Below are 24,371 nucleotides of genomic sequence, written 5' to 3'. Positions count from 1 at the left end.
GCCAGTCCCTTTCGCCCTCCGTCAGCGTGTCAGCCTGCCAGTTTGGAACTGGCAGACTGAACCCAAAGTCGGTGGTCAATCGAGGTTTTGCTTCTGCCGTACAGGCACGTGCACATACCAGCTTCCCATCGCAATATTCGCAATCGCGGTCGGGCATATCACCATCACGCTTTGTCGCGAGAGGCCAAAGCTCTTCGGCGTCCACCGTGCTTTGAGAGGCACCGCGCAGCGAGGAACGAATGTCTTCAGATTGGGCTCCATGACTTCCCATTGCTGAAGCCCCTTGGCGTTCTCATTCGAGATGAAGCGTCTGGCCTCTTCACGGATTTCGAACAGGCCGTGCTTGATTGACGTGGAGCGATCATTTTCGATGTCCCATGATGCCGCGGCCGATGCGGACGCGAAGAAGGCGGCGATGACGAGCAATGATCGAAGCATTGGTGTGCGATTGTCAGCCAACTCCGTCTCCTTTCGCGGGAAAGGCCGCCCGCACCGTGGGGCCCGCACTCGGGATCGACGTCGATACCTGGCGGTTCACCCGTGAACTGCCACACGAAACGCTCAAAAAGAAGATCGTTTGCAGTCCCGAAGGGTAACAGACGCGTTCGCAGCCGGGCCAGACGCAATGCCGATGACGGAAATCTGAACGAAAAAGCGCCGCAACATCGAGGGTCGCGGCGCTTTTTTGTCGTGTCGTTTGTTCAGAATTGCCGCCAATCTTCAGCAGCCGCACCGCCGGCAAAGGCTGTCGAGATCTTTCGTGCCATTGCGGCTGGAGCGTTTCTTTGTGGCGCTCGCGGTGCATAGTGAGATTGCGTCGTCCCGGCAGAGCCCTGAAAGCGGAATTTGGACAGCTGATTTGTCAGCGACCCTGCTTCGTCAGCCAGTCTATGGCTAGCTGCGGACGTCTCCTCGACCATCGCCGCATTCTTCTGCGTGGATTGATCAAGCGAATTCACCGCGGCATTGATTTCTTTCAGGGCCGTGGACTGTTCCTTCGCAGCCTCGACGATCGAGTTCACGTGACGGTTGATTTCCTGCACTTCGCTGACGATCTCTGTCAGCGCCGTGCCGGTCTCCCCGACAAGCGTCACGCCGGAACGCACCTGATCGCCGGAATTGCTGATCAGTTGCTTGATCTCCTTGGCGGCATTGGCGGAGCGCTGAGCAAGTTCGCGAACTTCCTGAGCGACGACGGCAAAGCCCTTGCCCGCCTCTCCGGCACGTGCGGCCTCGACTCCGGCATTCAGCGCCAGCAAGTTGGTCTGGAATGCGATGTCATCGATGACGCTGATGATATTGTTGATCTCGTTCGAGGAACCTTCGATCTGGCTCATCGCGGCGACCGCACGCCTCACGACCTCGCCGGAACGCTCGGCATTGGTGCGTGTTCGTTCAACAAGCTTGCCAGCCTCCTCCGCGCGACGGGTTGCGTCATTAACCGTCGTCGAAATTTCGTCGAGTGCTGCTGCGGTCTGTTCGATCGATGCCGCCTGCTGTTCGGTACGCTTTGCCAGGTCGTTGGATGCTTCACTGATCTCGCGGGCCCCCGCATCGATCGACAATGCGTTATCGCCGATCGTCTTCAACGCAGATTGAAGCTTCTCGACGGAGTTGTTGAAGTTTACGCGCAGTGTATCGAGAGAGACCGCAAACGGCTTGTCGAGACGGACATCAAGATTGCCGCCAGCCATTTCCTCAAGCGCGTGGCCGAGCCGGTGAACGGCATCATTTGTCTGTGCTGCAAGCGCTTCGCGTTCCGCAGCGGTTGCTTCAAGCCGCGCGTTTTCGTCAGCAGTCCGGCGCGCGTCGGCCGCAGCGCGCACCTCGGCCTGCGAAGTCACGGCTTCGCGAACGGCGCCAACGGCCTTCGCCAAATCGCCGACCTCGTCTGTGCGGGCCTCGATATCGCTGGTGCTTTCATTGTTGCCCTCTGCCATCCGCCGCAAGGCGATCTGCAGCTTGGCCATCGGCAAGGTGATCGAGCGGGTCGCGAGGAACGCAGCGGCAACAGCCATAAGGACTGCGCCTGCCAACGAACCCAGCGCCAGCGTCTGGAACCCTGCGACGACAGCGCTGACGCCACTGCCGACGGACTTGTTCAGGTTTTCTTGATAGTCGATGAACTTGTTGATGGCCTTGAGCCAGTCTACGAAGAGCGGCGTTGCCTGCTCGATCAGCATCTTCTTGGCCTGCACCGGATCGTTTGCCATCTGGCGCGCAATGATATCTGCGACAACGGGATTGGTTCTGGACTGAACGTCGGCGATTTCCGCAATAATCGCCTTCTCGGTCTCGGTGGCAGCGCCTGGCACAGCGATCATCGCATTCAACTTCTGCTCGTTTTCGGCATAAGTGGCAGCAAGCTTTGCAATGAGATCGATCGCGGTCTGACGAGCGGCCGGCTCATCGCGCAGAACGACATCGCGAATGGCAATTGCCCGGTCATGAACGCTACCACGGAAATTGATGGCGAAGCGCTGCTTGACGCTGTTGACCTCATTGATCTGCACGAGATCGTGGTCGACATAGTTCACCTTTGAAACGGAAAAAAGCGTCAAGCCAATCATGAGCAGCAACAGGAAACCAAAAGCTGCGTAAAGGCGGGGGCCGATGCCAAATCGGAAACTCATTTGCAATCCTCCAAGCGCAAATAGTCGCGCAAGCAACGAATTGCGCGATGCTGCGACAATGAGCGTTATCCGGGGACGCCGGCCGAGCGCCGTTGAGCTCATTTCCCGCTTTGCGTGAAGAAAGCACTCGTGAACAAACAGATAATGAAAGATGGTTAATAATTATAATATGAGCAAAATAATTGGGCTCCACCCAAGTAATACCAGGCACAAGTATTACAGGTTGCAATTCAACAGCGCTCAGTTTTCTTGATTCGACTCTAAGCGATTGGCTCACCTTGTTCGCAACCAATACCGATGCTTGCAGGTCAGGCATCGGTGCGACGGGGAACAGCCGTGACGGAGGCCGCAGGTTCGCTCTACCGGCAGCCCTCACGCGTGTCATTGGCCACATTCGGATTGGCCCGGACTTCTCCATAGCGACAATAATCTTGTGAAAAATCCGAGACTAGGGCACAATTTATTAATGCACCTGAAGTGCGCAACTATTTCACATCCGGCCATCTCGCGCTGGGTGACAGTTTGCGTGGGAGGGGCGCGTCGATGGGTCAGGGGTTCTTTCTTCTGTTCGCGACGGTGTCCGTGATTGCGGCCCTGACGGTGGTCGTGGCGCGCAATCCCGTTCACAGTGCATTGGCGTTGATGGCTTGCTTCCTGCAGATCTCGGCAATCTTCATCTTGCTCGACGCACCCTTGCCCGCCGTCATCCAGATCTTCGTCTATGTCGGCGCGATCATGGTGCTCTTCCTGTTCGTGATCATGATGATCGATGTGCGCGAAGCAGTGCTGCAGCGGTTCTTGCCGGGCAGCAACCTGCCCGCTCTGGTGCTGCTCGTCCTGCTTGGGGTCGAGATGTTCGCGCTGGTGCTTTGGAGTAAGCGCTTTTCGGTTGTGGAGCCCGCAGCCGTTGGCGACGGCGACGAGATCAGAAAGCTCAGCACGACGCTTTTTGCCGACTACCTGCTGCCGTTTGAAGCAGCCTCCGTCGTCCTTTTGGCCGCCTTGGTCGGCGCCATCGTACTGGCGAGGAAGGGTGAGGGATGATGGCTCCGCTCTCCTGGTACATCGTGCTCGGAGTGGTCCTCTTCGTGATCGGGGCGGCGGGCGTACTGCTCAGGCGCAATATTCTGGTCGTACTGATGTCGCTCGAGCTGCTGCTCAACTCGGTCAACATCAACTTCATCGCTTTTGGGCGCCAGTACGGTGATTTCCGCGGCCAGATCTTCGCGATCTTCGTCATCGCAATCACCGCGGCGGAGGTTGCTGTCGCCCTTGGCATCTTGGTCGCCTTTGTGAGGAACAAATCCACTCTCAAGGTCGACGATGTGACGATGATGAAAGGATAGCGGTTTGGACCCGGTGACATCGATCCGGCCGCTGCTTGCCGTCGCCATCCCAGGTCTGGCGGCCCTTGCGATTCTCCTTTTGAACAACCGCGAGAAACTCCGCGATCTCGTTTCACCGATCGCCGCGCTCGGCATGTTCGCGATTGTCGCCTCGATGGCGCCCACCGTGCTTTCTGGCGGGACAATCGATTTGCGCCTGTTCGAGATCCTGCCGGGTATTGACTTCGCGTTCCGGGTCGATGCGCTCGGGATGGTGTTTGCCACCGTCTCATCGCTCTTGTGGATCGTGGCAGCGATCTATTCCATCGGCTACATGCGGCACCTGAAGGAGCACGCGCAGACGCGGTTCTTCGCCTGTTTTGCCAGCAGTCTTGCGGCCGCCGCCGGTGGCGCCTTTGCCGCCAATCTGTTCACGCTGGTGATCTTCTACGAGGTGCTCAGCCTCGTCACCTACCCGCTCGTTTATCACCACGAGGACGACGAGGCATGGACGGGCAGCCGCAAATACCTTGTCTACCTGATGGGCGCCTCGAAAAGCGCGCTTCTCGCCGCGCTGGCGCTGACCTACTCCCTTGCGGGATCGCTCGACTTTGTGGCAGGTGGGCTGCTGGCGAAGGTTGATGCCTCCGCAGCGCTGCTGACCGTGGTCTACTTCTGCTATCTCTTCGGTTTCGCCAAGGCTGCGGTAATGCCGATGCACGTCTGGCTGCCAGCCGCGATGGTGGCCCCGACGCCGGTCAGCGCGCTGCTGCATGCCGTGGCCGTGGTCAAGATGGGCGTGTTCTGTGTGCTACGCGTGGTGTTCCATGTTTTCGGCACGGGGCTGATGGGCAGTCTGGATCTTGGCGTTGCCACGGCCTATCTGGTCTCCTTCACGATCCTGATGGCGTCCGTCTATGCGCTCACGCGGGACGACCTGAAGGCGAGGCTCGCCTATTCGACGGTCAGCCAGCTCTCCTATATCGTGCTGGGTGCGGTTTTGCTTTCGCCGTTCGCGATGGTCGGCGGGATCATCCATATTGCGGCCCATGCCTTCTCCAAGATCACTCTGTTTTTCTGCGCCGGATCGATCTATTGCGCGTCCGGCAAGCGAAACATCAGCGACATGGCCGGGATCGGCCGCAAGTTGCCGTGGACGATGGGGGCGTTCTTCGTCGGCTCGCTCAGCATGATCGGGGTGCCACCGACCGCGGGCTTCGTCAGCAAGTGGTATCTGACGCTCGGCTCGATGCAGGCAGGAGACGTTGCGTTCCTCGTCGTGCTCCTGGTGAGCTCGGTTCTCAACGCGGCCTATTTCCTGCCGGTGACCTATCTCGCCTTCTTCAGGACGGAGGCTGAGGGGAGCCCGGCAACGGTTCGCGAAATTCCGTTGTTGACGATCCCGCTGGTGGCAACCGCCGTCCTGTCGGTGTCGATGGGCATCTTCCCCGACTATTTCCTCACCCTGGCGGAAGGAGTTGTCAGATGATCAAGCGCGTGGTCGATTTCTTTGGCGACGAGGAATATGCCAATCAGCGGCGCCGGCTATTCTATCTGGTGCTGGTTCTAATCGTCATCGCCGACTTTCTGGTCCCCCGCGAACACGCCGAATATCTGTGGGACCGCCTACCGGGCTGGTCGGCGATCTATGGCTTCGTGTCCTGCGTTCTTTTGATCTTCGTTTCCAAGTTCCTCGGCCATCGGGGCGGGCTCATGCGGCGCGAGGACTATTATGATTGACTTCGTCCATCCTGCCCTGCTGTTCATTCTTGGTGCCCTGCCGATCCCCTTCCTGAGAGGACCGATCCGCAAGGTTTATCTGGTGCTGATCCCGGCGCTGGCGGTCCTGGCGGTGGCTACAATGCAGCCGGGCAGCTATGGAGCGTCGCAGTTTCTCGGGCAGGAGATCCTGATCGCCAGGGTCGACAAGCTCAGCATCGTCTTCGCCACCGTTTTCACCATCATGGCCCTGATCGGAACGGTCTACGCGTTGCACCTGCCCCACCCCGGCCAGCATGTCGCTGCCTTTGTTTACGTCGGTAGCTCGCTCGGCGTGGTGTTTGCCGGTGACTACCTGACCCTCTACCTGTTCTGGGAAATCATGGCCTTTGCTTCGGCCTATCTGGTCTTTGCCGAGGGCGGTCGGCAAGCGATCGGCGCAGGGTTCCGCTACCTCATGGTCCATGTCACGGGGGGCGTCGTCCTGCTTGGCGGCATCATCCTTCACGGGCATTCAACAGGATCGCTGCTCTTCGGACCGATCGGTGAAATGGGCCCGGGCACTTACCTGATCCTTGCCGGGTTCCTGCTCAACGCAGCCGTGCCGCCGCTCAACGCCTGGCTGACCGACGCCTATCCCGAGGCGACCGTGACGGGGGCAGTGTTCATGAGCGCCTTCACCACCAAGACCGCGGTCTATGTGCTGGCGCGGGTGTTTCCAGGGACCGAGCTCCTTGTCTGGCTCGGCACCGCGATGGCGCTTTACGGCGTCATCTATGCGGTGCTGGAAAACGACTGCCGGCGGCTCTTGGCCTATCACATCGTCAGCCAGGTGGGTTACATGGTGGCAGGCATCGGCATTGGGACCGAGATGGCTGTCAACGGGGCTACAAGCCATGCCTTCGCGCATATCCTCTACAAGGCTCTTCTGTTCATGGGGGCAGGCGCGGTGATCTACGTCACCGGGCGGCGCAAGCTGACCGAACTCGGTGGGCTTTATAAGAGCATGCCGGTGACCGTTGCACTTTACATGGTCGGTGCTTTTGCGATCTCGGCATTTCCATTTTTCTCGGGCTTCGTCACCAAGTCGATGGTGATTGCCGCGGCCGGAGAGGACCATCGGGCGCTGGTCGTGCTGGCGCTGACCATGGCGTCGTCCGGAACGTTCCTGCACACTGGCCTCAAACTCCCGTATTACATGTTTTTCGGCACCGACCGGAAGCTCCCGGCGCGGGAGCCGCCGCTCAACATGTTGATCGCAATGGCCATGGCAGCGGTGCTCTGCATTACGATCGGGGTATTTCCGCGGCCGCTCTATGCGCTGCTGCCGTACCCGGTCGACTTCGAACCCTATACAGGCTCCCATGTCACCGAGAGCCTCGGGGTGCTGATGTTTACCGCTTTGGGTTTCGTGCTGTTCCTCAGGGCCCTCGACCCCGAAAACACGATCAGCCTCGACACCGACTGGTTCTATCGCAAGGGCGCGCGGGTCTTCATGTGGTTCGCCGAAAAGCCGCTGGCGCGCTACGAACAGGCCGTGAGCAACCTGTCGGAGACCGCGGTGCTGCCCTTCCTGCATGGGGCGGCGCGGGCCGGGTTGCGGATCGATCTCAGCGGTGTGGACGCGGTTGTCAACGGCGTCGCCCGCTCGATCCTGCACGGCGGCGGGGCGCTGCGGCGACTCCAGACCGGCGTCGTGACCCATTACGCACTGGCAATGATTGTCGGTGTGATCGCAGCCACCGTCGTCTTTGCCGTGGCGTGGCGGTAGGGGGTGTCCATGGGGTTACCGCTCCTCAGCCTGATCGTATTTGCGCCCGCCGCCGGGGCAGCGGTGCTGATGTTTCTGCGTAGCGACGATGCCATACGATGGACGGCGCTCGGCACTACCGTCCTCGATCTCGCTCTCTGCATCGCCATGCTTGCGAGCTTTGACACCACGACCCATGTGATGCAGTTCACCGAGACACACCCATGGGTGCCGGCGCTCGGGATCGACTACATGCTTGGCGTCGATGGAATAAGCGTACTCTTCGTATTCCTGACCGCGCTGTTGGGCTTGATCTGCGTGCTCGCCTCATGGGTCGCGATCGACCGCAAGGTGAAAGAGTTCATGGTCAGTCTGCTGGTCATGCAGGCGCTGATGCTCGGGGTGTTCTGCGCACTCGACCTGTTCCTGTTCTATGTCTTCTGGGAAGCGATGCTGATCCCGATGTACCTCATCATCGGCGTCTGGGGGGGCGAGGGCCGGGTCTATGCGGCGTTCAAGTTCTTTCTCTATACGCTGGCAGGCAGCGTCCTGTTCCTGATCGGTGTCATCGTCCTTTATTTCAACGGCGGCAGGACCTTCGACATTCTCGCTCTGACAGCACAGGATTTGCCGTTTCCGATCCAGTCGTGGCTGTTCTTCGCCTTCCTGGTCGCCTTCGCCGTGAAGGTCCCGATGGTGCCGGTCCACACCTGGCTGCCGGATGCCCATGTGCAGGCACCGACGGCAGGCAGCATCATTCTCGCCGGCGTTCTCCTGAAGATGGGCGCCTACGGCTTCCTGCGCTTCTCCCTGCCAATGCTGCCGGAGGCGTCGGCGTATTATTCGCCGTTGATGCTGGCGCTCTCGGCGCTTGCGATCATCTACGGCGGGCTGCTTGCGCTCGCGCAAGACGACCTGAAGAAGCTGGTGGCCTATTCCAGCATCAGCCATATGGGCTTCGTGACGCTCGGGATTTTCGCGCTGAACCTCCGCGGCCTTGAGGGCGCCATCCTGCAAATGTTCAATCACGGCGTAACGACAGGCGCGTTATTCCTGTTCGTCGGCCTGATCTATGAGCGGACGCATACGCGCAGCATCGCCGACTACGGTGGGTTGATGAAGGCAGCACCCGTCTATACCGCGTTTCTCGCGCTGTTCACGCTGTCGTCGATGGCCCTGCCGGGAACGAACTCTTTCGTGGGCGAGCTGCTCGTGCTGTCCGGTGGCTTTGCGGCCAACCTGGCCGTCGGCGCGGCCGCCGTCCTCGGTGCCTTGCTGAGCGCGGCCTACCTGCTTGGCATGTATGGAAAGGTTGCGCTTGGTCCGGCAAGTGTCGGTGTCCGGTTCAAGATACGCGACGTCAACGCCCGCGAGATGGTTGCGATCCTGCCGCTGGCGGTTCTCGTGCTTTGGCTCGGGCTCTATCCAAAACCCTTTCTTGGCATCATTGACAGCTCGGCAAAGCATCTGATGGTGCAGATGCACGGCAAGGGGAATGGCAAATGACCGCCGCCGCGCTCTTCCAGTCGATCCTTGCAAGCTTGCCCGAAATCGTGGTGGTCACCGGGGCCTGCATCCTGCTCATCTTGGGACAGCTTGTGCGGAAAGGGCAGGGCGATTTCCTTCTCTCGGCTTCGGTCGCGGTCGTGGTTATTGCCGCCGCCATGACATTCACGCTGGCGGGCGAGGTGCGGCCGGCCTATACGGGCATGTTCATCGCTGACCGCTTCTCGATCTTCTTCAAGACCGTTTTTTATCTGGCTACCGTTCTGACACTCCTCCTTTCGCGAAAATACGCCAGCATCGAAGGGATTGAAAACAGCGAATATTATGTACTGCTGCTCCTTGCGCTTTCGGGAATGATGATCATGGCCTCGGCGACAGACCTCCTGTCGATCTATGTGGGCCTCGAACTGACGGTGCTTTGTACCTATGTGTTGACCGGCTTCTTGCGGAAAGAGCGGCGCTCGAACGAAGCGGCGCTGAAATACGTGATCCTTGGCTCGGTCTCGACCGGGATTTTCCTCTATGGCGTTTCACTGGTCTACGGGCTGACCGGCACAACACAGCTGGACGGGATGGCTGCTGCAGTGACCGGCGATCCGCTCGATCCCGGATTGCTGCTGGCGGTGGTCTTCATCGTCGCGGGGCTGGTCTTCAAGGTCGGCGCGGTGCCGTTCCATATGTGGTTGCCCGACGCCTATGAAGGAGCGCCGACAACCATCACCGCCTTCATGTCGGTAGGCCCGAAGGCCGCGGGTTTTGCGGTGATCCTGCGGGTGTTCCTCAACCCGCTGGTCGCAGCCTCGGACGTTTGGATCATCGTCGCCGTCATTGCGGTCGCGACGATGGCACTCGGCAGTTTCGTGGCGCTGGTGCAGGATAATTTCAAGCGCCTCCTGGCCTATTCCAGCATTGCCCATGCCGGCTTCGCCCTGTTCGGCGTGGTGGCCGGCGGTACGGATGGGATTGCCAGCGTAATGCTCTACCTGCTGATCTACTCGTTCATGAATCTCGGCATTTTCGGCACCGTCATCATGATGCGGAACGACGATTTCTCGGGCGAGGTTATCGAAGACTATGCGGGTCTGGCCAAGTCGCATCCCGGGCTGGCGCTTGTGATGTTGCTTTTTCTATTTTCGCTGGCCGGCATTCCGCCGACGGCCGGGTTCTTCGCCAAGTTCTACGTGCTGGTCGCCCTGGTCGAGCGAGGGTTCGTCATGCTGGCAGTGATCGCCGTGCTGCTGAGCGTCATCGCCGCCTATTTCTATATCCGCATCGCGATGGTGATCTACATGCGCGAACCAAGGCGGGCGTTTGCCCCCGCGCTGACGCCCTTGCTGCGTGCCACGCTCGCCTTTACCGCCGTCGGCACCATCGGCATTGGCCTGTTCCCGGCGTGGTTTTTAAGGCTTGCTCAGCATTCGGTGTTTGGCGGCTGATCTATTGAATTTGCAATGATCCACCCGACGGAATACACTGATACTGCAAGAAAGAATTGCACAAGTCGCTTCCCCGGGGCGACTGCAATACCGCCCCGGCGGGGCAGGTGGCAGCCGCAGCAAAACCCCAGGTGGGTGAGCGAGGCGGTGAACTATGACTGCAATGGAATTCCTGCCGGTCCTTGTCATGATCGCCGGAGTTGCTCTGGTGACGGGGGCGACGCTGTTTGTCTCGTCGCTGCTGCGCCCGTCCAATCCCTATCCTGCAAAGAACATGGCCTATGAATGCGGCATGGACCCGGCCGGCGAGGCTGCCGGGGGCCGTTTCAGGGTGCAGTTCTTTATGCTGGCGATCCTGCTGGTGGTCTTCGACGTCGAGACGATGTTTCTCTTTCCCTGGGCTGTCGTCCTGAAAGACATCGGTCCGGTCGGTTATGTCGAGATGTTCGTCTTCATGTTGCTGCTTATCGTGGGTTTCGCCTACGCCTGGCTGAAGGGAGCGCTGGAATGGGAGGCGTAAGCAATGCGATTCGCGACAGCGTGCTGTTCACGACCGCCGACAGCGTCATCAGTTGGAGCCGGCGGTCGGCGCTGTGGCCCGAGACCTTTGGCATTGCCTGCTGCGCCATCGAGATGATCTCGGCGGGTTGCGCGCGTTACGATCTCGACCGGTTCGGTGTGGTGTTCCGGCCGTCGCCGCGCCAGTCCGATGTGATGATCATCGCCGGTACCGTCACCCGGAAATTCGCTCCCGTCGTGCGCCGCCTTTATGACCAGATGCCAGAGCCGCGCTGGGTGATCGCGATGGGTACCTGCGCGATCTCGGGCGGAGTCTATAACACCTACGCCGTGGTGCAGGGTTCGGAGACCTTCGTGCCGGTGGACGTGCATGTGCCCGGCTGCCCGCCGCGGCCCGAGGCGCTGATGCACGGCTTCCTGCTGCTTCAGGAGAAGATCAAGAAATCCCGTGCGCTCGCCGGGACGCCTCTGGATCGGGTCGTCGCCTCATGAGCATCCAGCTGCCTTTCGATCGAACCCTGATCCTGGAGCGCTTCGACGGAGCAATAGATGACCTCGGCGCCGCCCACGGCATTCACTGCTTTGCCGTTCCACCCGAAAAGATCGTCGAATTCTGCCGGTTTCTGAAAGAACAGCCGGCGCTACAGTTCAATTTCCTGTCTGATATCTGCGGGGTCGATCATTACCCGGAGCTACCGCGCTACGAGGCCGTGTACCACCTCTATTCGCTGCCAAACAAATGGCGCGTTCGCATCAAGTGCCGGCTTGGCGATCCGCCTTGCGTCCCGTCGGTCACGGAGGTCTGGCGGACGGCCAATTGGCATGAGCGCGAGGCATGGGACATGTATGGCATCAAGTTCGAAGGCCATCCCGATCTACGCCGGATCTATATGTGGGAAGGCTTCGAGGGCTTCCCCCAGCGCAAGGATTTTCCCTTAAGGGGCTACAAGGACAAACTGAATCCCTTCGGTGCCGAAGGCCCGCCGCCAACGCAGCCAGACATCGCGACCAGGGACATTCCAGAAGGAGGCCGTTCCAAGCCGGAGAGTTGAGATGACCGAAGTCACCGAGCTCAACAGGCCGGAAGGCGAAGCGCTCAAAACCAAGGAAGTGCTTCTCAATCTCGGCCCGCAGCACCCCAGCACCCATGGGGTACTCCGGCTCGTCCTCGAACTGGACGGCGAGTATGTCGAGCGCGTGGACCCACACATCGGCTACCTCCACCGCGGCACGGAAAAACTCGCCGAGAGCTTCACCTATACCCAGATTTTCCCGCTGACAGACCGGCTCGACTATCTCTGCCCGCCTTCCAACAACCTGGCCTTTGCGCTGGCGGTGGAGAAGCTTCTTGGCATAGAAGCGCCGATCCGGGCTCAGTACATCCGCGTTATGATGGCCGAACTGGCACGGATCTCCGGTCATCTCCTGATCACCGGCGCGCTACCGATGGATCTCGGTGCCATGACCGCGCTGCTTTACGTCATGCGCGAGCGCGAAATGATCATGGACCTGATGGAGATGATTACCGGTGCGCGCATGCACACGTCCTTCTGCAGGGTTGGCGGCGTGCGCGAGGATATGCCGGACGGATTCCTTCCCAAGATCCGGGAGTTCTGCGACATCTTCCCCGGCCGGATCCGCGACTATGAGCGATTGCTCGAAGATAACAGGGTGTTCCTCAAGCGTACGAAGGGGATCGGCGTGATCTCCGGCGAGGACGCAGTCGATCTGGGCCTTAGTGGCCCCAACTTGCGTGCCTCCGGTGTCGACTGGGATATCCGACGCGACGAGCCCTACGAGATCTATGACCGGCTCGCATTCAATGTCATCACCCGCAACGAGGGCGATTGCTATGCGCGCTGGCGGTGTCGGGTGGACGAGATGCGCGAGAGCATCCGGATCATCGAACAGTGCATCGACCAGATGCCGGAGGGGCCGTTCCAGATCGACATGCCGACGATCGCCTTCCCCGTGGACAAGGACCGCGTGCACTGCTCGATGGAGGCTTTGATCCAGCATTTCGACCTGTCGGCCTATGGCTTCGACGTGCCCAAGGGCGAGGTCTACTCGGCGATCGAGGCACCAAAGGGCGAGCTGGGATTTTACATCATCAGCGACGGATCGCCGAAACCGTTCCGCATGAAAGTGCGAGCACCGTCCTTCGTCAACCTGCAGGCGCTCTTCGGGGTGACCAACGCACGCTACCTGGCCGACATGATCGCCGTCCTGGGCAGCCTCGATCCGGTGATGGCGGAGGTGGACAAGTAAGGAGATTTGGATGCGATGAGCATGCGCGAAAAGATCAAAGTGGCGGCAGCGCGGTATCCGAACCAGCGCTCGGCGATCATGCCCGCCCTTCTGATCGCGCAGAAGGAACATGGTTATCTGCCTGGTCCGGTGCTCGAGGAAGTCGCCGATATCCTCGGCGTCGAGCGGATCTGGGTTTACGAGCTGGCCACCTTTTACACGCTCTTCCATACCGAACCGGTCGGCCTGTTCCACCTGCAACTCTGTGACAACGTTTCCTGCATGCTGTGCGGATCGGAGGACCTGCTGAAGCATATCGAAGCAGCGCTGGGGATCGAAAAGGGCGAGACCACTGCGGACGGGCTATTCACGCTTTCAACCGTGGAATGCCTCGGCGCCTGCGAGATGGCGCCCGTGATGCAGGTCGGCGACGACTATCACGGCAAGCTGGATGCCGCACGGGTGGACGTACTTTTGGACAGTCTCCGGGCCATAGCACCGCGGGCGGCAAGCGTCGAGAACACCTCTTCACAGCAGCCGGGAGAATAGCGCCATGTTCGAGCCGGTTCTCCTCAAGAATATAAACGCGCCGGACGGTCATTTGCTGTCGACCTACGAGGCTGGCGGTGGCTACCAGGCGCTGAAGAAGGCGCTACATGAGCACACGCCCGACGAGATCATCGGCCTCGTCAAGGAATCAAACCTGCGTGGTCGCGGCGGTGCGGGTTTCCCAACAGGCATGAAATGGAGCTTCGTCCCGAAAAAGACCGGCAAGCCGACATATCTGTGCTGCAACGCCGACGAAGGCGAGCCGGGCACCTTCAAGGACAGGATCATCATGGAGCGCGACCCGCACCAGCTCGTTGAGGGGTTGGCGGTAAGCGGCTACGCGATCGGCGCCAAAACGGCCTATGTCTACGTTCGCGGAGAGTATCAGACGGCGATCCGTCGCCTGGAGCAAGCGATCATCGAGGCCAACGAAAGAGGTTACCTCGGCCGAAATATCCTGGGCTCTGATTTCGATTTCGCCGTGCACATCCATTGCGGCGCAGGCGCCTATATCTGCGGCGAGGAGACCGCGATGCTCGACTCGCTCGAGGGCAAGCGGGCCCAGCCCCGTCTGAAACCGCCGTTTCCGGCGGTCGAGGGGCTCTACGCCAGCCCGACCGTCATCAACAATGTCGAGACACTCGCCTGTGTGCCGCATATCGTCATGCGAGGCGCAAGGTGGTTTCGGGAGATCGGCCCGGATAAGAGCCCCGGCCCGAAGCTCTATTGCGTTAGCGGACAGGTGCGCAAACCCGGGCTCTATGAATTGCCGATGGGCATACCGCTGCGGGAGCTCGTCGAGAACCACGCCGGCGGTCCGTTGCCCGGACGCAGGATCAAGGCGGTGATCCCAGGCGGGGTCTCGGCGCCGGTCATCCCTGAAAGCGGGCTTGACGTGGGGATGGATTTCGACTCGCTTGCTGCCGCCGGCTCGATGCTCGGCTCTGCCGGTGTGATCGTAATCGACGAGGCGACCTGCATGGTCAAGGTCGCAACCCGGATCATCGAGTTCTTCCACCATGAGTCCTGCGGCAAGTGCACCCCGTGTCGCGAAGGACTGGACTGGGCGGTGAAAGTGCTGCGCCGGGTAGAGGCGGGGCAGGGGGAGCCGGGCGATCTGGAACAACTGGACGCCCTTTGCAAAGGCATTTTCGGCAATACGTTCTGCGCTTTGGGCGACGGCGCGGCGATGGGGCTGCGAGCCGCACTCAAGCATTTTCGCGATGAGTTCGTCGCTCATATCGAGGAGCGGAAGTGTCCGTATCACTGAGGTGCGCGGGAAAAACACCGCGAGGAAGCCATGGTTCGTGTCACGATCAATGAACAAACGCTGGACGTGGAAGCTGGCTCCACGGTGCTGCAGGCGGCCGAGCGTCTGGGCATCGACATCCCGACCTTCTGCTACATGAAGCGACTGCCGCCGCTCGCCTCGTGCCGCATGTGCCTGATTGAAATCGAGGGACAGCGCAGGCTGCAACCGTCCTGCGCCACCGCGGTCACAGACGGCATGGTGGTGCGAACGAACACGCCGCTGATCGACGAAACGCGCTCGTCCATGCTTGACATGCTGCTCGCCAATCACCCGCTCGACTGCCCGATCTGCGACAAGGGCGGCGAGTGCGAGCTGCAGGACCAGGTCATGGCCTATGGTCCGCGTGTAAGCCAATTCCGCGACGCCAAACGCGTGTTCCACTCCGAGGATATCCGTCTGAGCCCGGTCGTCATCATGAACGTCAACCGCTGCATCCAGTGCCAGCGATGCGTGCGGATGTGCGAGGAGGTCGTCGGGGCGGTCGCCTTGGGCACGGTCGAGAAAGGCATGGACACGGCCGTGACCGGGTTTGAGGGCAGTCTTGCGAGTTGCGACCAATGCGGCAATTGCATCGAGGTCTGCCCGGTCGGCGCGCTGATGAGCTTTCCTTATCGCTACAAGGCGCGGCCCTGGGATCTGGCCGAGACAAATACAATCTGTCCGCATTGCGGCACCGGCTGCCAGCTGACGGTCGGTACGCGCAAAGGCGAGTTCATGCGCGTGCGTTCGAAGTGGGACGAGGGGCTCAACCGCGAGACGCTCTGCGTGCGGGGGCGATTTGGCCTCGATTTCGTCACCAGCGCGGACAGGATCAAGCGGCCGATGGTCCGTCGTGATGGCGCCCTTGTTCCTGTTTCCTGGGAAGAAGCGGGAGACCACCTGCGACAGCGCCTCTTGGCCGTCGAGGGCAAAGCTGCGGGCGGACTGGCCTCGCCGCGCCTTCCCAACGAGATGCTTTATCAGTTCCAGAAAATGATGCGGACGGTCTTTAGGACCAACAACATAGACAGCTCGACGCGCTGGTCCACGCCTTTCGATGCGCTCGGTCCGCTGGTGACGGGCTTCTACAGCCGCGCGCCGCTGGCGGAGGCGATCGGCAACGACTGCGTGCTTGTCGTCGGTGGTAATCCGACCGAGGAGAACCCGGTCACCGAATACCTGCTGCGGGACGCCGCGCGGCGGCGCCAGACCAGATTGCTGATGCTTTCGGCGCGGCCGTCCCGTCTGGACGCCGATGCTCGCGCGGTCGTTCGCGCTTCGCCGGGCGGTGAGGCGTCAGGCCTTGCCGCGGTGGTCGCCGGTCTTGCGGCGGCCGATCGGGACCTGCCGAGCGAGGTTGTCGCGAAAATCAACGTGCCACCGGCAGCCGCCGGCAGCGGCGAACTGTCCCGGCTGACCACGGCGCTCCTGGACGGGCAAAGCATCACCGTGCTTGTCAGCGCCGAACTCCTGAGGTCGCCAACAGCACGCGTGACGCTGCAGCAGCTTAACAACCTTCTCAAGGTTCTCGGCTTGCTCGGCAAAGGAGCGGCGCTGCAGTTTCTCTTCGACCGCGCCAACCAGCTGGGGGCCTGGGATATGGGCGTTCTACCGACAACCCTGCCGGGGTTGCGCGCGCTCTCCGATGATGCAACGCGCAGAACTCTCGAAGGGGCCTGGGGCGCCGTGATCCCGTCCGAACCAGGCGCGGATTTCGACCGGATGCTGGACCTTAGTGACAGGGGTCAAATGGGCGCACTCTATATCGCCGGAAGCGACCCCCTGATGTCTTATCCCGACCGGGAGTTCGTGCAGCGGGCACTTCGTCGCGCCGATCTCCTGATCGTGCAGGATGCGTTCGTCACGGAAACGACGGGCCTTGCCGAGGTGGTGCTGCCTGCCGCGAGTTACGGTGAGGAATCCGGTACTTTCACCAACAACGAAGGTAGGCTCCAGAAGGTCTGCAAGTTCCGTGAACCCGTTGTCGAGGCGCGGGGCAACCTGGCGATCTTCGACTTCGTCGCAGCCCTTCGCGGCCACTCGATGCGACCATCAGTTCAATGCGAGATTTTCGACGAGATTGCCCGGTTGGTTCCCGCTTACCAGGGGCTGACGCAGGATCGGCTTGGCAGCGATGGCGCGTTTACCAAAGGGGGGCTAACACCACCGGTTGGCGGGTTCTTTGCGCCAGCGCCTGCCCTCGCTGCATCTGACCGTCTCATGCTGGTCACCGGCAATTGCCTGTTCCACAATGGATATCTTTCCGAACGCTCAAAAATCCTGAATACGGTCGCGGATGACCCCTATGCCGAGATGGGCGCGCAGGATGCCGAAGAACTCGACCTTTCGGATGGCGATCAGGTCATCGTGCGGTCCGCCCGGGGCGAGCTGACAGCACAGCTCAAGGTCAACAGGCGTTTTCCCCGCGGCCTTGTGTTCGTTCCCGAAAACTACAGGGCTTTGCGGCTCAACAGCCTGATGCTGCGGGGCGAATACCCATCTCCGGTGGAGGTCCAAAAGGCAAAGGTCGCCCCCACGATTGCCGCCACAGTGGGGCTCGACCCCGGAAACCTCGGCCAAGGCAGCACCGGGGGCTCACCTTAAACCAGGCGCGTCTTGTCAATGATAGCTGACCCCGCAGATGTAATCGTGCAGATCCTGCTCCGTGCGCATCGCTTCCTCGAGCCTGTACTTGACCACGTCGCCGATACTGACAATGCCGGCTATAGTGTCGCCATCCATGACCAGCACATGGCGCGTGCGCCGCTCGGTCATGATCGCCATTACAAGAGGCAGTAAATCGTCGGTCGAGCAGGTCGCCACACGGCGGCTCATGATATCGCGCACGCGCATGACGGGCGCTTCAGTTCCATATTCAGCGACCGCGTTGCAGCAGTCCCTCTCCGACACCGTGCCCAGGCATTCCCCCGGGGAACGGCCAACAATGACGAAGCCGATGTTATTTTCGCGAAACAGTCTCAGAACCTCCACCATCGTGTGGTCCGGCGTGACCGAGATGATCTCGGGAGACTTGCTGTTCAAAATCTGGCACACATGCATCTGCGCCTCCTTTCTGCGCCCTACTTGCGGCTAGCGCGTCATCTTCTGCGGATATTCCGCCACCAGTTGTACCCATGCGGCTCGCTCGTCTCGACCAGGACGTCGCGTTCTGTGTTGAGGCGCGCGGCGACCACGCCGCCGCCGGTCGCCGCCTTTCCCGGCTTGGCGAGCAGATCGTCACGTCCGATCACCAGGTCTTTCGAGGAGAAACTCGAGAATTCATACTGCTGGCCAAGCTTGATCGCGTCGGCCGGGCAGGCGTCCTCACACAGCCCGCAGAAGAGGCACCGGGCCGTGTCGATCTCGAATTTCGCCGGGTGACGGTTACCCTTCTCGTCCTCATAAGGGACGACTTCGATGCAGTCGCAGGGACAGATCCGCGCGCAGAGTTCGCACGCCACGCACTTGATCTCGCCTGCTTCGTCGCGCGTCAGGAAGTGATGCCCGCGATATCGCGAGTAGGGCAGCCATTTTTCCTTATCCGGGTACTGCATGGTCACCGGTTTGGAAAACATGTAGCCGAAGGTCAAAGCCAAAGCGCTCGCGAGGTCGGCGAAGAACGCCCAGCCGATCCATGTTCCAATTCTGTCCTGCGCGTGCGACATCGCTGCCCCACTTCGGAGCCGCTCTGGCCCCTAAAAGAAGACAAGACCAGTGATGATTATGTTCGCCATCGAAAGAGGAAGCAAGACTTTCCATCCGATCGCCATCAGCTGGTCGTAGCGGTAGCGCGGGAAGGTGAAGCGGAACCATATGAACACGTAGACGAAGAACGCGACCTTGAGCGCAAACCAGAGGAGCGGTGGCAAGGGGATGAGTACGCCGTTCCAGCCGCCGAAGAACAGGATCACCACCAGGACCGATACCAATAGGACGATGGAATATTCGCTGATCATGAAGAACGCGAAACGGATACCACTGTATTCGGTGTGAAACCCCGCGCCGAGATCGCCTTCCGCTTCCGCCAGGTCGAAAGGAATGCGTTGTGCTTCGGCCAATCCGGCGACGAAGAACACGAAGAATCCGACCGGCTGGTAGACGATATTCCAGACATCGGCCTGCGCTCGCACGATATCGAGCAGGCTCATGGATTGCGCCAGCATGACCACGCCGATCACCGCGAACCCCATTGGGATCTCGTAGCTGATCATCTGCGCGCAGGTCCTGAGGCTGCCAAGGACAGCGTATTTGCTGTTGGCTGCCCAGCCGCCGAAGATGACGCCATAGACCTCGATCCCGAGCACCGCGAAGACGAAGAGAAGCGCCACGTTCATGTTGGAGACGTAAAGGGAAATCTCCCTGCCGAGCACCGAGATGGATTCGCCGAAGGGGATCGCGACGAACACCACGAAGGGCGGAGCGAGCGCCAGGATCGGAGCCACTTTGAACAGGAAGCGGTCAGCCTCGGCCGGGATGTGGTCCTCCTTGGTCAAGAGTTTTATTCCGTCCGCCACCGGCTGCAGCAGCCCGTGCCAACCAACGCGCATCGGTCCCATGCGTTGCTGCATGTGTCCGGCGATCTTGCGTTCCAGCCAGGTGAGAGGCAAGGGCAGCAGCAGCAGCATCGCAATCAGCAACGCGACCTTGAAGACGATCAATCCGATGGCGAATATGAGTTCCATGATCCGCAGCGGCTTCATTGACGGGTTGAAACACGCGACCGGACTTTGGCTCCGGCTATGCACTTCGTAGTCTGTACCTGTCAGACCAGAAGATACAGCCGCGACGCGCCCCAGACAATGCGATCTTACTGATGTCGTCGCATGTCACGTTATCTGCGGCTAACGGCTTGCAGGTATTTGGCCGCGGCATTAATTCTCACGGTCGCATAATGAAGAGTAATGCGGCAGGGTATGCAATGCAGTTTCGCAGGCGCTTGCCGTCAATGACGGCGTTGATCATGCTGGAAGCGGTCCTTCGCCGGAAGAGCTTCACCATGGCTGCGGGTGAGCTCGGGGTTACCCAGGCGGCCGTAAGCCGGCAAATTGCGTTGCTGGAAGAAGAGCTCGGTCAGCCGATGTTCGTGCGCAAGCACCGTGCAATTGAACCGACCGCCGCATGTCTGGTTCTGGGGGCCTCCCTGGCGCAGAGCTTCTCCAACATTTCCGACGCCATCGATGCCATCAAGGGGGCGGCCCAGGATGTCGTCACCATCGGCGCGACCGTGGCTTTCTCATCGTTCTGGCTGCTTCCCCGGCTCGCCGATTTTCGCGCCCAGAATCCCGGCATTCAGATTCGCGTTGTCTCCCAGGATGCAAAGATCGATCTGGATAGCGGGACGGTTGATCTTGCGATCCGGTTCGGGCTGCCTCCCTTCAGCGACGGAACGGTGATTGCCTCGCGCGGGGACGTGATAATGCTCGTCTGCTCGCCGGAATATCTCAACCGGCGCGGCAACGGTCCATTATCCGCGGCTGACGAGTTCATCGAGACCGACGCGGAGGATCGGTCATGGCTTTCCTGGGGCCAATGGCTGGAAGAACTTGGCGTGCACTTCGAGGTCACGCCCTCTCTTCGCTTCAGCCATTATACCGAGACCATCTTCGCTGCACGCGCGGGTCAGGGGGTTGCGCTCGGCTGGGGCACCCTTGTTCAGACGTTCCTTGATGACGGCACGCTGGTTGCTCTCGATGAGACCAGACTGTCACCAGAAGGCCGGTACAATGTTTTGCTGCCGTTGAAGTCGAGAAGGACCGTGGCGATCGACCGGGCTGCGTCGTGGCTCACTGCCGCACTTCATGCATGATCGTTTTCCCTTCGGGTAACTGACAAAAGGATGACGGCCATTGTTTCGAGCTGGCAATTCAATCGAGGTTGAGGCGGCTGAGTCTCTGACCATTCCTTTGGAACGGCAAAGCAGCCATCACTGACCATCACCTGCGGACCAGTCATCGAGCGCCGCACACTCTCCCGGATATCGGCGGTTCAAAAACCCTAGGAGCACCGCTCCAAATGAGAGATCGTGACGCACTCTTGACTGTCTATCATATGTCTACATAATGTCTTCCAAAAGGAGTCCAAATGAACGACGCGACGATTTCCGAGCGTGCGAACCTCGACCGCAAGGCCAGCTTGGGCCTTGCTCTGCGTCGGCGGATCCTGACGATGGAGCTTGCTCCGGGCGCAATCCTGGACGAAGTGGCGCTGAGCGAGGAGTTCGGCCTGTCGCGTCCACCGGTTCGCGAACTGATGCGTCAGATGGCCGGCGAAGGCTACATCGAACTGGAAACCAACCGCGCCGCGCGGGTCAGCTCGATGAGCTACCAGTCGCTGCGGGATTTCTTTCTTCTTGCACCGATGATCTACATCACCGCAAACAAGCTCGCCGCCGAGAACCGCACCCGGGCGGAGCTCGATGTTCTCAAGCAGATCCAGCAATCCTTCCAGACCGCGATCGATGACAACGACGTAGAGGGTCGCGTCTTCCACAACGATCAGTTTCATCGCCAGCTGGGCGAGATGGCCCACAATGTCTACCTCGTGCCGAGCCTCCGCAGGCTTCAGATCGACCATGCCCGGATCGGGAAGATCTTCTACAAGCATCCCAATACGCCCCGCATGCAGGAAGAGCTCGAACTGGCCTCTCAGCAGCACGAGCAAATGATTGGAGCCATCGAACGGCGCGATGTCGATGCCGCGGGCGAGCTTGCGCGCCTGCATCTCGAACTTTCTCGACGAAACATGGCCATGTACGCGGCCCCGGAAGGCCTGGAGACGCCAGCGCTTTAAGGATCGGGTTCTAGACGTCGCCAGCGTGTTTGCGGTCTCAGATTCTGAAGATGCGGGGCGCGACATTCGATGCTTGCGCCGGATCAATGGATTCACGCAGCTCAAGGCCATCCGGCTTGAGCTTCCGATAGCTTAACTCAGGAGGACCCACGAATGCCAGAATTCCAGTTTCCAGGCCTTAATCTTGCGATCGCCACGCCGTTCGACGACGCGGGACGCATCGACTACAGCAGACTTGAGCACAACATTGAGCGATACCTCGCAGCAGGTGTCCGCAGCTTTCTATTGAGTTCCGGAACGGGCATGCATGTCTATCTTTCCAAGGAAGAATCCGAGGGACTGATCAAACGGGGCGCGCGCATCGTGAACGGTCGCGCCAAGGTCATCGCTCAGACTTCCGCCCTTCTCGTCGAGGATGTCGTCGAGCGGACCGCGCGGGCCCGCGATGCCGGCGCCGAAGGGGTCATGGTTCTTCCGCCATTCTTCGAAGGACCGACCGATGATCAGGATATCCTCGATTTCTACGCCGAGGTCGCAAGGGCCGGCCTTCCGGTGATCGGCTACAACGTACCGCAGGCGGTCGGCGTTGCGATTACGCCGGAGCTCTTGACCAAGCTCAGCGAAATTCCCGGCTTTTGCGCCGTCAAGGATAGTGGCGGTGATCTTGGCAAACAGGCGGAGCTTGTTCGCACCGGCAAGTTCGTCATGAACGGCGCTGACAGCCTTGTCCCATACGCGCTCTATGCCGGCTGCCACGGCCTGATCTGGGGAGGAGCGAATTTCGCACCGAAAACATGCCTTTCAATCGTGGCCGCCGCCGCAAACGGCAACTGGGTCGAGGTTCGCGAACTGTGGAAGCTGCTTGAGCCGGCGATGGCCCTCATTTCAAAGGGTGATTACGTGCAAACCGTTTACGCTGCCGCCCAACTGACCGGCTACGGTGCCGGATCCCCGCGAAAGCCCTTGCGCGGCCTTTCCGCCGATCGGATCCCGGCGGTCCGGCAGTCCCTCGATACGCTGATCGAACGGGAGGCGATGTGACGTGTCCCCCGGTTCCAAAGACGTCTTTGTCGCGTCGAGGCTTCCGAAAAGCGCCGGCGTTTCGGGCTGGGTGGCGACCCTTCCACCGCGCACGCCACGCCCCGCGCTGACCGGATCGGTCACCGCCGACATCGTCATCATCGGCGGAGGTTTTGCCGGTCTTTCAGCAGGCCGGCGCATTTCGCGCCTGGATCCTTCCGCCAGCGTTGCAATCCTGGAAGCTGGGGTCGTCAGCGAAGGACCTGCGGGCGCGAATTCGGGTTTCATTATCGACCTTCCGCACGAGGTTTCCTCCGACGATTTCAGCGGAGAAACCGAAAACAAGTTCAAACAGTCGGTGCTGATCCAGCGCTCGGCGATTGCCTTGGCCACGGAAATGGCAGAGGAATACGGCTGGGGCAGAGACATCTTCGACCGCTGCGGACGCTACAGCGTTGCAATAAGCCCTGAAGGCGACAAGCACCTTGTGGATTACGCCGAGCAGCTTTCAAGGATGGGCGAGGATCATCGGTTGCTGAGCGCCAGGGAGATTGGCGCCGTGACCGGATCGCCGGCCTACACCTGCGGCCTCTTCACGCCCGGCACGGTCATCATACAGCCGGCCGCCTACATTCGCGCGGTTGCCGACAGCTTAAACGACCCGATCAGGCTTTTCGAGCGAACACCTGCACTTTCGTTTGAACGCCGCGAGAGCGGCTGGCTCGTCAAGACACCGCAGGGTTTTCTGCAGGCGGCAAAGATCATTCTGGCGAACAACGGGCATGCGGAGAGCTTCGGTTTCTTCCGAGGGCGCCTGCTCCATGTCTTCACATATGCCTCGCTTACCGAAGAATTCGACCCCTCTCGTCTTGGCGGAGAACGAAAATGGGCGGCAACGCCCGCCCTGCCGATGGGAACGACCGTTCGTCGCATCAACACGGGAAGCAGCGACCGGATTCTGGTGCGCTCACGTTACAGCTATAATCCCGGCATTAAGGTGAATGACGCGGCGATAAGGCACGCCGGACAGCTGCATGACGGAAAGTTCGGTCAACGCTTCCCCGACTTGCACGGGGTGAACATGCAATATCGCTGGGCAGGTGCCATGGCCATTACACGCAACCATGTCCCGGCCTTCGGCGAAGTCGAGCGCAACGTATTTGCCGCATGCGGCTGTAACGGCCTCGGAGCCTCGAACTCGACAGCATCCGGGATCGCGGCTGCCGAACTGGCTCTTGGTCACGACTCTGAACTCGGCCGGGTCTACGCGCGACTGGCCGCGCCGGCAACATTGCCACCACAGCCGTTTACAACGATCGGCGCGAAGGTTCACCTCGCATATCGTGAATGGCGCGCCGGAGCCGAGTGAGCGCAGGGTCGCCACGAACCGCTAGGCTGGCGACGGACGCACTCGGAATTGGGCTTCATCGGCCGAGGTTTCACGCTGGAATGCGTGGGCTGCGCCATCCCTTGCCACCCCCAACGTCTGTCTCTTTCAGACTGGACGTGCCCATGGCCGATAGCTGCCTGTGGCCGGTCCTTGGACTTCTCGGCTTGTCCCAATGCCGAGTTCGCCTCCGATTCCTT

The 24,371-nt window shown here is 60.4% G+C and carries 23 protein-coding genes; 18 read left to right on the top strand and 5 right to left on the bottom strand.

Annotation, left to right across the window (positions count from 1 at the left end):
• Positions 1-75: 75 nt before the first annotated feature.
• Complete coding sequence (locus NBG89_RS19315) at positions 76-438, bottom strand: hypothetical protein (protein WP_431324581.1); 363 nt, start codon at positions 436-438, stop codon at positions 76-78.
• 263 nt (positions 439-701) lie between these two features.
• Entirely contained in the window at positions 702-2,633 is a 1,932-nt protein-coding gene (locus NBG89_RS19310; protein ID WP_431323756.1) for a HAMP domain-containing methyl-accepting chemotaxis protein, read from the bottom strand.
• A gap of 543 nt (positions 2,634-3,176) precedes the next feature.
• On the opposite strand from NBG89_RS19310, the gene NBG89_RS19305 reads away from it, so the two are divergent.
• The 14 genes from NBG89_RS19305 (at position 3,177) to nuoG (ending at position 17,579) form a co-directional block, all read left to right on the top strand.
• The gene (locus NBG89_RS19305; RefSeq protein WP_431323755.1) at positions 3,177-3,677 is read left to right on the top strand and encodes an NADH-quinone oxidoreductase subunit J family protein; all 501 of its coding nucleotides are present in this window, start codon (positions 3,177-3,179) and stop codon (positions 3,675-3,677) included.
• A complete protein-coding gene (gene nuoK / locus NBG89_RS19300; protein WP_088691674.1) occupies positions 3,677-3,979 on the top strand; it encodes an NADH-quinone oxidoreductase subunit NuoK in 303 nt (100 codons plus the stop codon). Before NBG89_RS19305 ends, nuoK begins: the two co-directional genes overlap by 1 nt.
• 4 nt (positions 3,980-3,983) lie before the next feature.
• Positions 3,984-5,447, top strand: a complete 1,464-nt coding sequence (locus NBG89_RS19295; RefSeq protein ID WP_431323754.1) for a monovalent cation/H+ antiporter subunit D family protein — start codon at positions 3,984-3,986, stop codon at positions 5,445-5,447.
• Positions 5,444-5,698, top strand: coding sequence for a hypothetical protein (locus NBG89_RS19290; protein ID WP_431323753.1), 255 nt, complete (start codon positions 5,444-5,446; stop codon positions 5,696-5,698). Before NBG89_RS19295 ends, NBG89_RS19290 begins: the two co-directional genes overlap by 4 nt.
• Positions 5,691-7,448 (top strand): Na(+)/H(+) antiporter subunit D, encoded by a 1,758-nt coding sequence (locus NBG89_RS19285; protein ID WP_431323752.1) that lies wholly within the window; start codon positions 5,691-5,693, stop codon positions 7,446-7,448. Before NBG89_RS19290 ends, NBG89_RS19285 begins: the two co-directional genes overlap by 8 nt.
• 9 nt (positions 7,449-7,457) lie before the next feature.
• A complete protein-coding gene (locus NBG89_RS19280; protein ID WP_431323751.1) occupies positions 7,458-8,933 on the top strand; it encodes an NADH-quinone oxidoreductase subunit M in 1,476 nt (491 codons plus the stop codon).
• Positions 8,930-10,369: an NADH-quinone oxidoreductase subunit N gene (locus NBG89_RS19275; RefSeq protein WP_431323750.1), complete on the top strand. Its 1,440-nt coding sequence runs from the start codon at positions 8,930-8,932 to the stop codon at positions 10,367-10,369. The genes NBG89_RS19280 and NBG89_RS19275 overlap by 4 nt, the downstream gene beginning before the upstream one ends.
• Before the next feature lie 154 nt (positions 10,370-10,523).
• Positions 10,524-10,889 carry an NADH-quinone oxidoreductase subunit A gene (locus tag NBG89_RS19270; protein WP_431323749.1) on the top strand — a complete coding sequence of 122 codons (366 nt, stop codon included), beginning with the start codon at positions 10,524-10,526 and terminating at the stop codon, positions 10,887-10,889.
• Positions 10,877-11,380 carry a NuoB/complex I 20 kDa subunit family protein gene (locus NBG89_RS19265; RefSeq protein ID WP_431323748.1) on the top strand — a complete coding sequence of 168 codons (504 nt, stop codon included), beginning with the start codon at positions 10,877-10,879 and terminating at the stop codon, positions 11,378-11,380. The genes NBG89_RS19270 and NBG89_RS19265 overlap by 13 nt, the downstream gene beginning before the upstream one ends.
• Positions 11,377-11,940, top strand: a complete 564-nt coding sequence (locus NBG89_RS19260) for an NADH-quinone oxidoreductase subunit C (RefSeq protein ID WP_431323747.1) — start codon at positions 11,377-11,379, stop codon at positions 11,938-11,940. Before NBG89_RS19265 ends, NBG89_RS19260 begins: the two co-directional genes overlap by 4 nt.
• Position 11,941: 1 nt before the next feature.
• A complete protein-coding gene (gene nuoD, locus NBG89_RS19255) occupies positions 11,942-13,156 on the top strand; it encodes an NADH dehydrogenase (quinone) subunit D (protein WP_431323746.1) in 1,215 nt (404 codons plus the stop codon).
• Between the two features lie 15 nt (positions 13,157-13,171).
• A complete protein-coding gene (gene nuoE / locus NBG89_RS19250; protein ID WP_431323745.1) occupies positions 13,172-13,684 on the top strand; it encodes an NADH-quinone oxidoreductase subunit NuoE in 513 nt (170 codons plus the stop codon).
• Positions 13,685-13,688: 4 nt separating this feature from the next.
• Complete coding sequence (gene nuoF, locus NBG89_RS19245) at positions 13,689-14,954, top strand: NADH-quinone oxidoreductase subunit NuoF (RefSeq protein WP_431323744.1); 1,266 nt, start codon at positions 13,689-13,691, stop codon at positions 14,952-14,954.
• Between the two features lie 30 nt (positions 14,955-14,984).
• Positions 14,985-17,579 (top strand): NADH-quinone oxidoreductase subunit NuoG, encoded by a 2,595-nt coding sequence (nuoG, locus tag NBG89_RS19240; RefSeq protein WP_431323743.1) that lies wholly within the window; start codon positions 14,985-14,987, stop codon positions 17,577-17,579.
• A 15-nt stretch (positions 17,580-17,594) separates the two neighbouring features.
• Here the strand turns inward: nuoG and NBG89_RS19235 are convergent, their stop codons facing one another.
• The 3 genes from NBG89_RS19235 to nuoH are packed head-to-tail and all read right to left on the bottom strand — an operon-like array spanning position 17,595 to position 19,657.
• Positions 17,595-18,035 carry a CBS domain-containing protein gene (locus NBG89_RS19235; protein WP_431323742.1) on the bottom strand — a complete coding sequence of 147 codons (441 nt, stop codon included), beginning with the start codon at positions 18,033-18,035 and terminating at the stop codon, positions 17,595-17,597.
• Between the two features lie 38 nt (positions 18,036-18,073).
• Positions 18,074-18,640: an NADH-quinone oxidoreductase subunit I gene (locus NBG89_RS19230; RefSeq protein ID WP_431323741.1), complete on the bottom strand. Its 567-nt coding sequence runs from the start codon at positions 18,638-18,640 to the stop codon at positions 18,074-18,076.
• Between the two features lie 30 nt (positions 18,641-18,670).
• Positions 18,671-19,657 (bottom strand): NADH-quinone oxidoreductase subunit NuoH, encoded by a 987-nt coding sequence (gene nuoH, locus NBG89_RS19225; protein WP_431323740.1) that lies wholly within the window; start codon positions 19,655-19,657, stop codon positions 18,671-18,673.
• 236 nt (positions 19,658-19,893) lie between these two features.
• Between nuoH and NBG89_RS19220 the strand changes: the two genes are divergently transcribed.
• From NBG89_RS19220 to NBG89_RS19205, 4 genes are all read left to right on the top strand, one after another.
• Positions 19,894-20,781: a LysR substrate-binding domain-containing protein gene (locus NBG89_RS19220; RefSeq protein WP_431323739.1), complete on the top strand. Its 888-nt coding sequence runs from the start codon at positions 19,894-19,896 to the stop codon at positions 20,779-20,781.
• Positions 20,782-21,056: 275 nt separating this feature from the next.
• On the top strand, positions 21,057-21,764 hold the full coding sequence (locus tag NBG89_RS19215; protein ID WP_431323738.1) for a GntR family transcriptional regulator: 708 nt from the start codon (positions 21,057-21,059) through the stop codon (positions 21,762-21,764).
• Positions 21,765-21,917: 153 nt separating this feature from the next.
• Positions 21,918-22,805, top strand: coding sequence for a dihydrodipicolinate synthase family protein (locus NBG89_RS19210; RefSeq protein ID WP_431323737.1), 888 nt, complete (start codon positions 21,918-21,920; stop codon positions 22,803-22,805).
• Between the two features lies 1 nt (position 22,806).
• Positions 22,807-24,153 (top strand): NAD(P)/FAD-dependent oxidoreductase, encoded by a 1,347-nt coding sequence (locus NBG89_RS19205; RefSeq protein WP_431323736.1) that lies wholly within the window; start codon positions 22,807-22,809, stop codon positions 24,151-24,153.
• The last annotated feature ends 218 nt before the right edge of the window (positions 24,154-24,371 follow it).

Origin of the sequence: Rhizobium sp. YTU87027 (genome assembly GCF_050644135.1) — a bacterium.
Taxonomy (GTDB): Bacteria; Pseudomonadota; Alphaproteobacteria; order Rhizobiales; family Rhizobiaceae; genus Rhizobium.
Note: the sequence above shows the minus strand (reverse complement) of the source record. Positions and strands in the feature narration are given on the sequence as shown.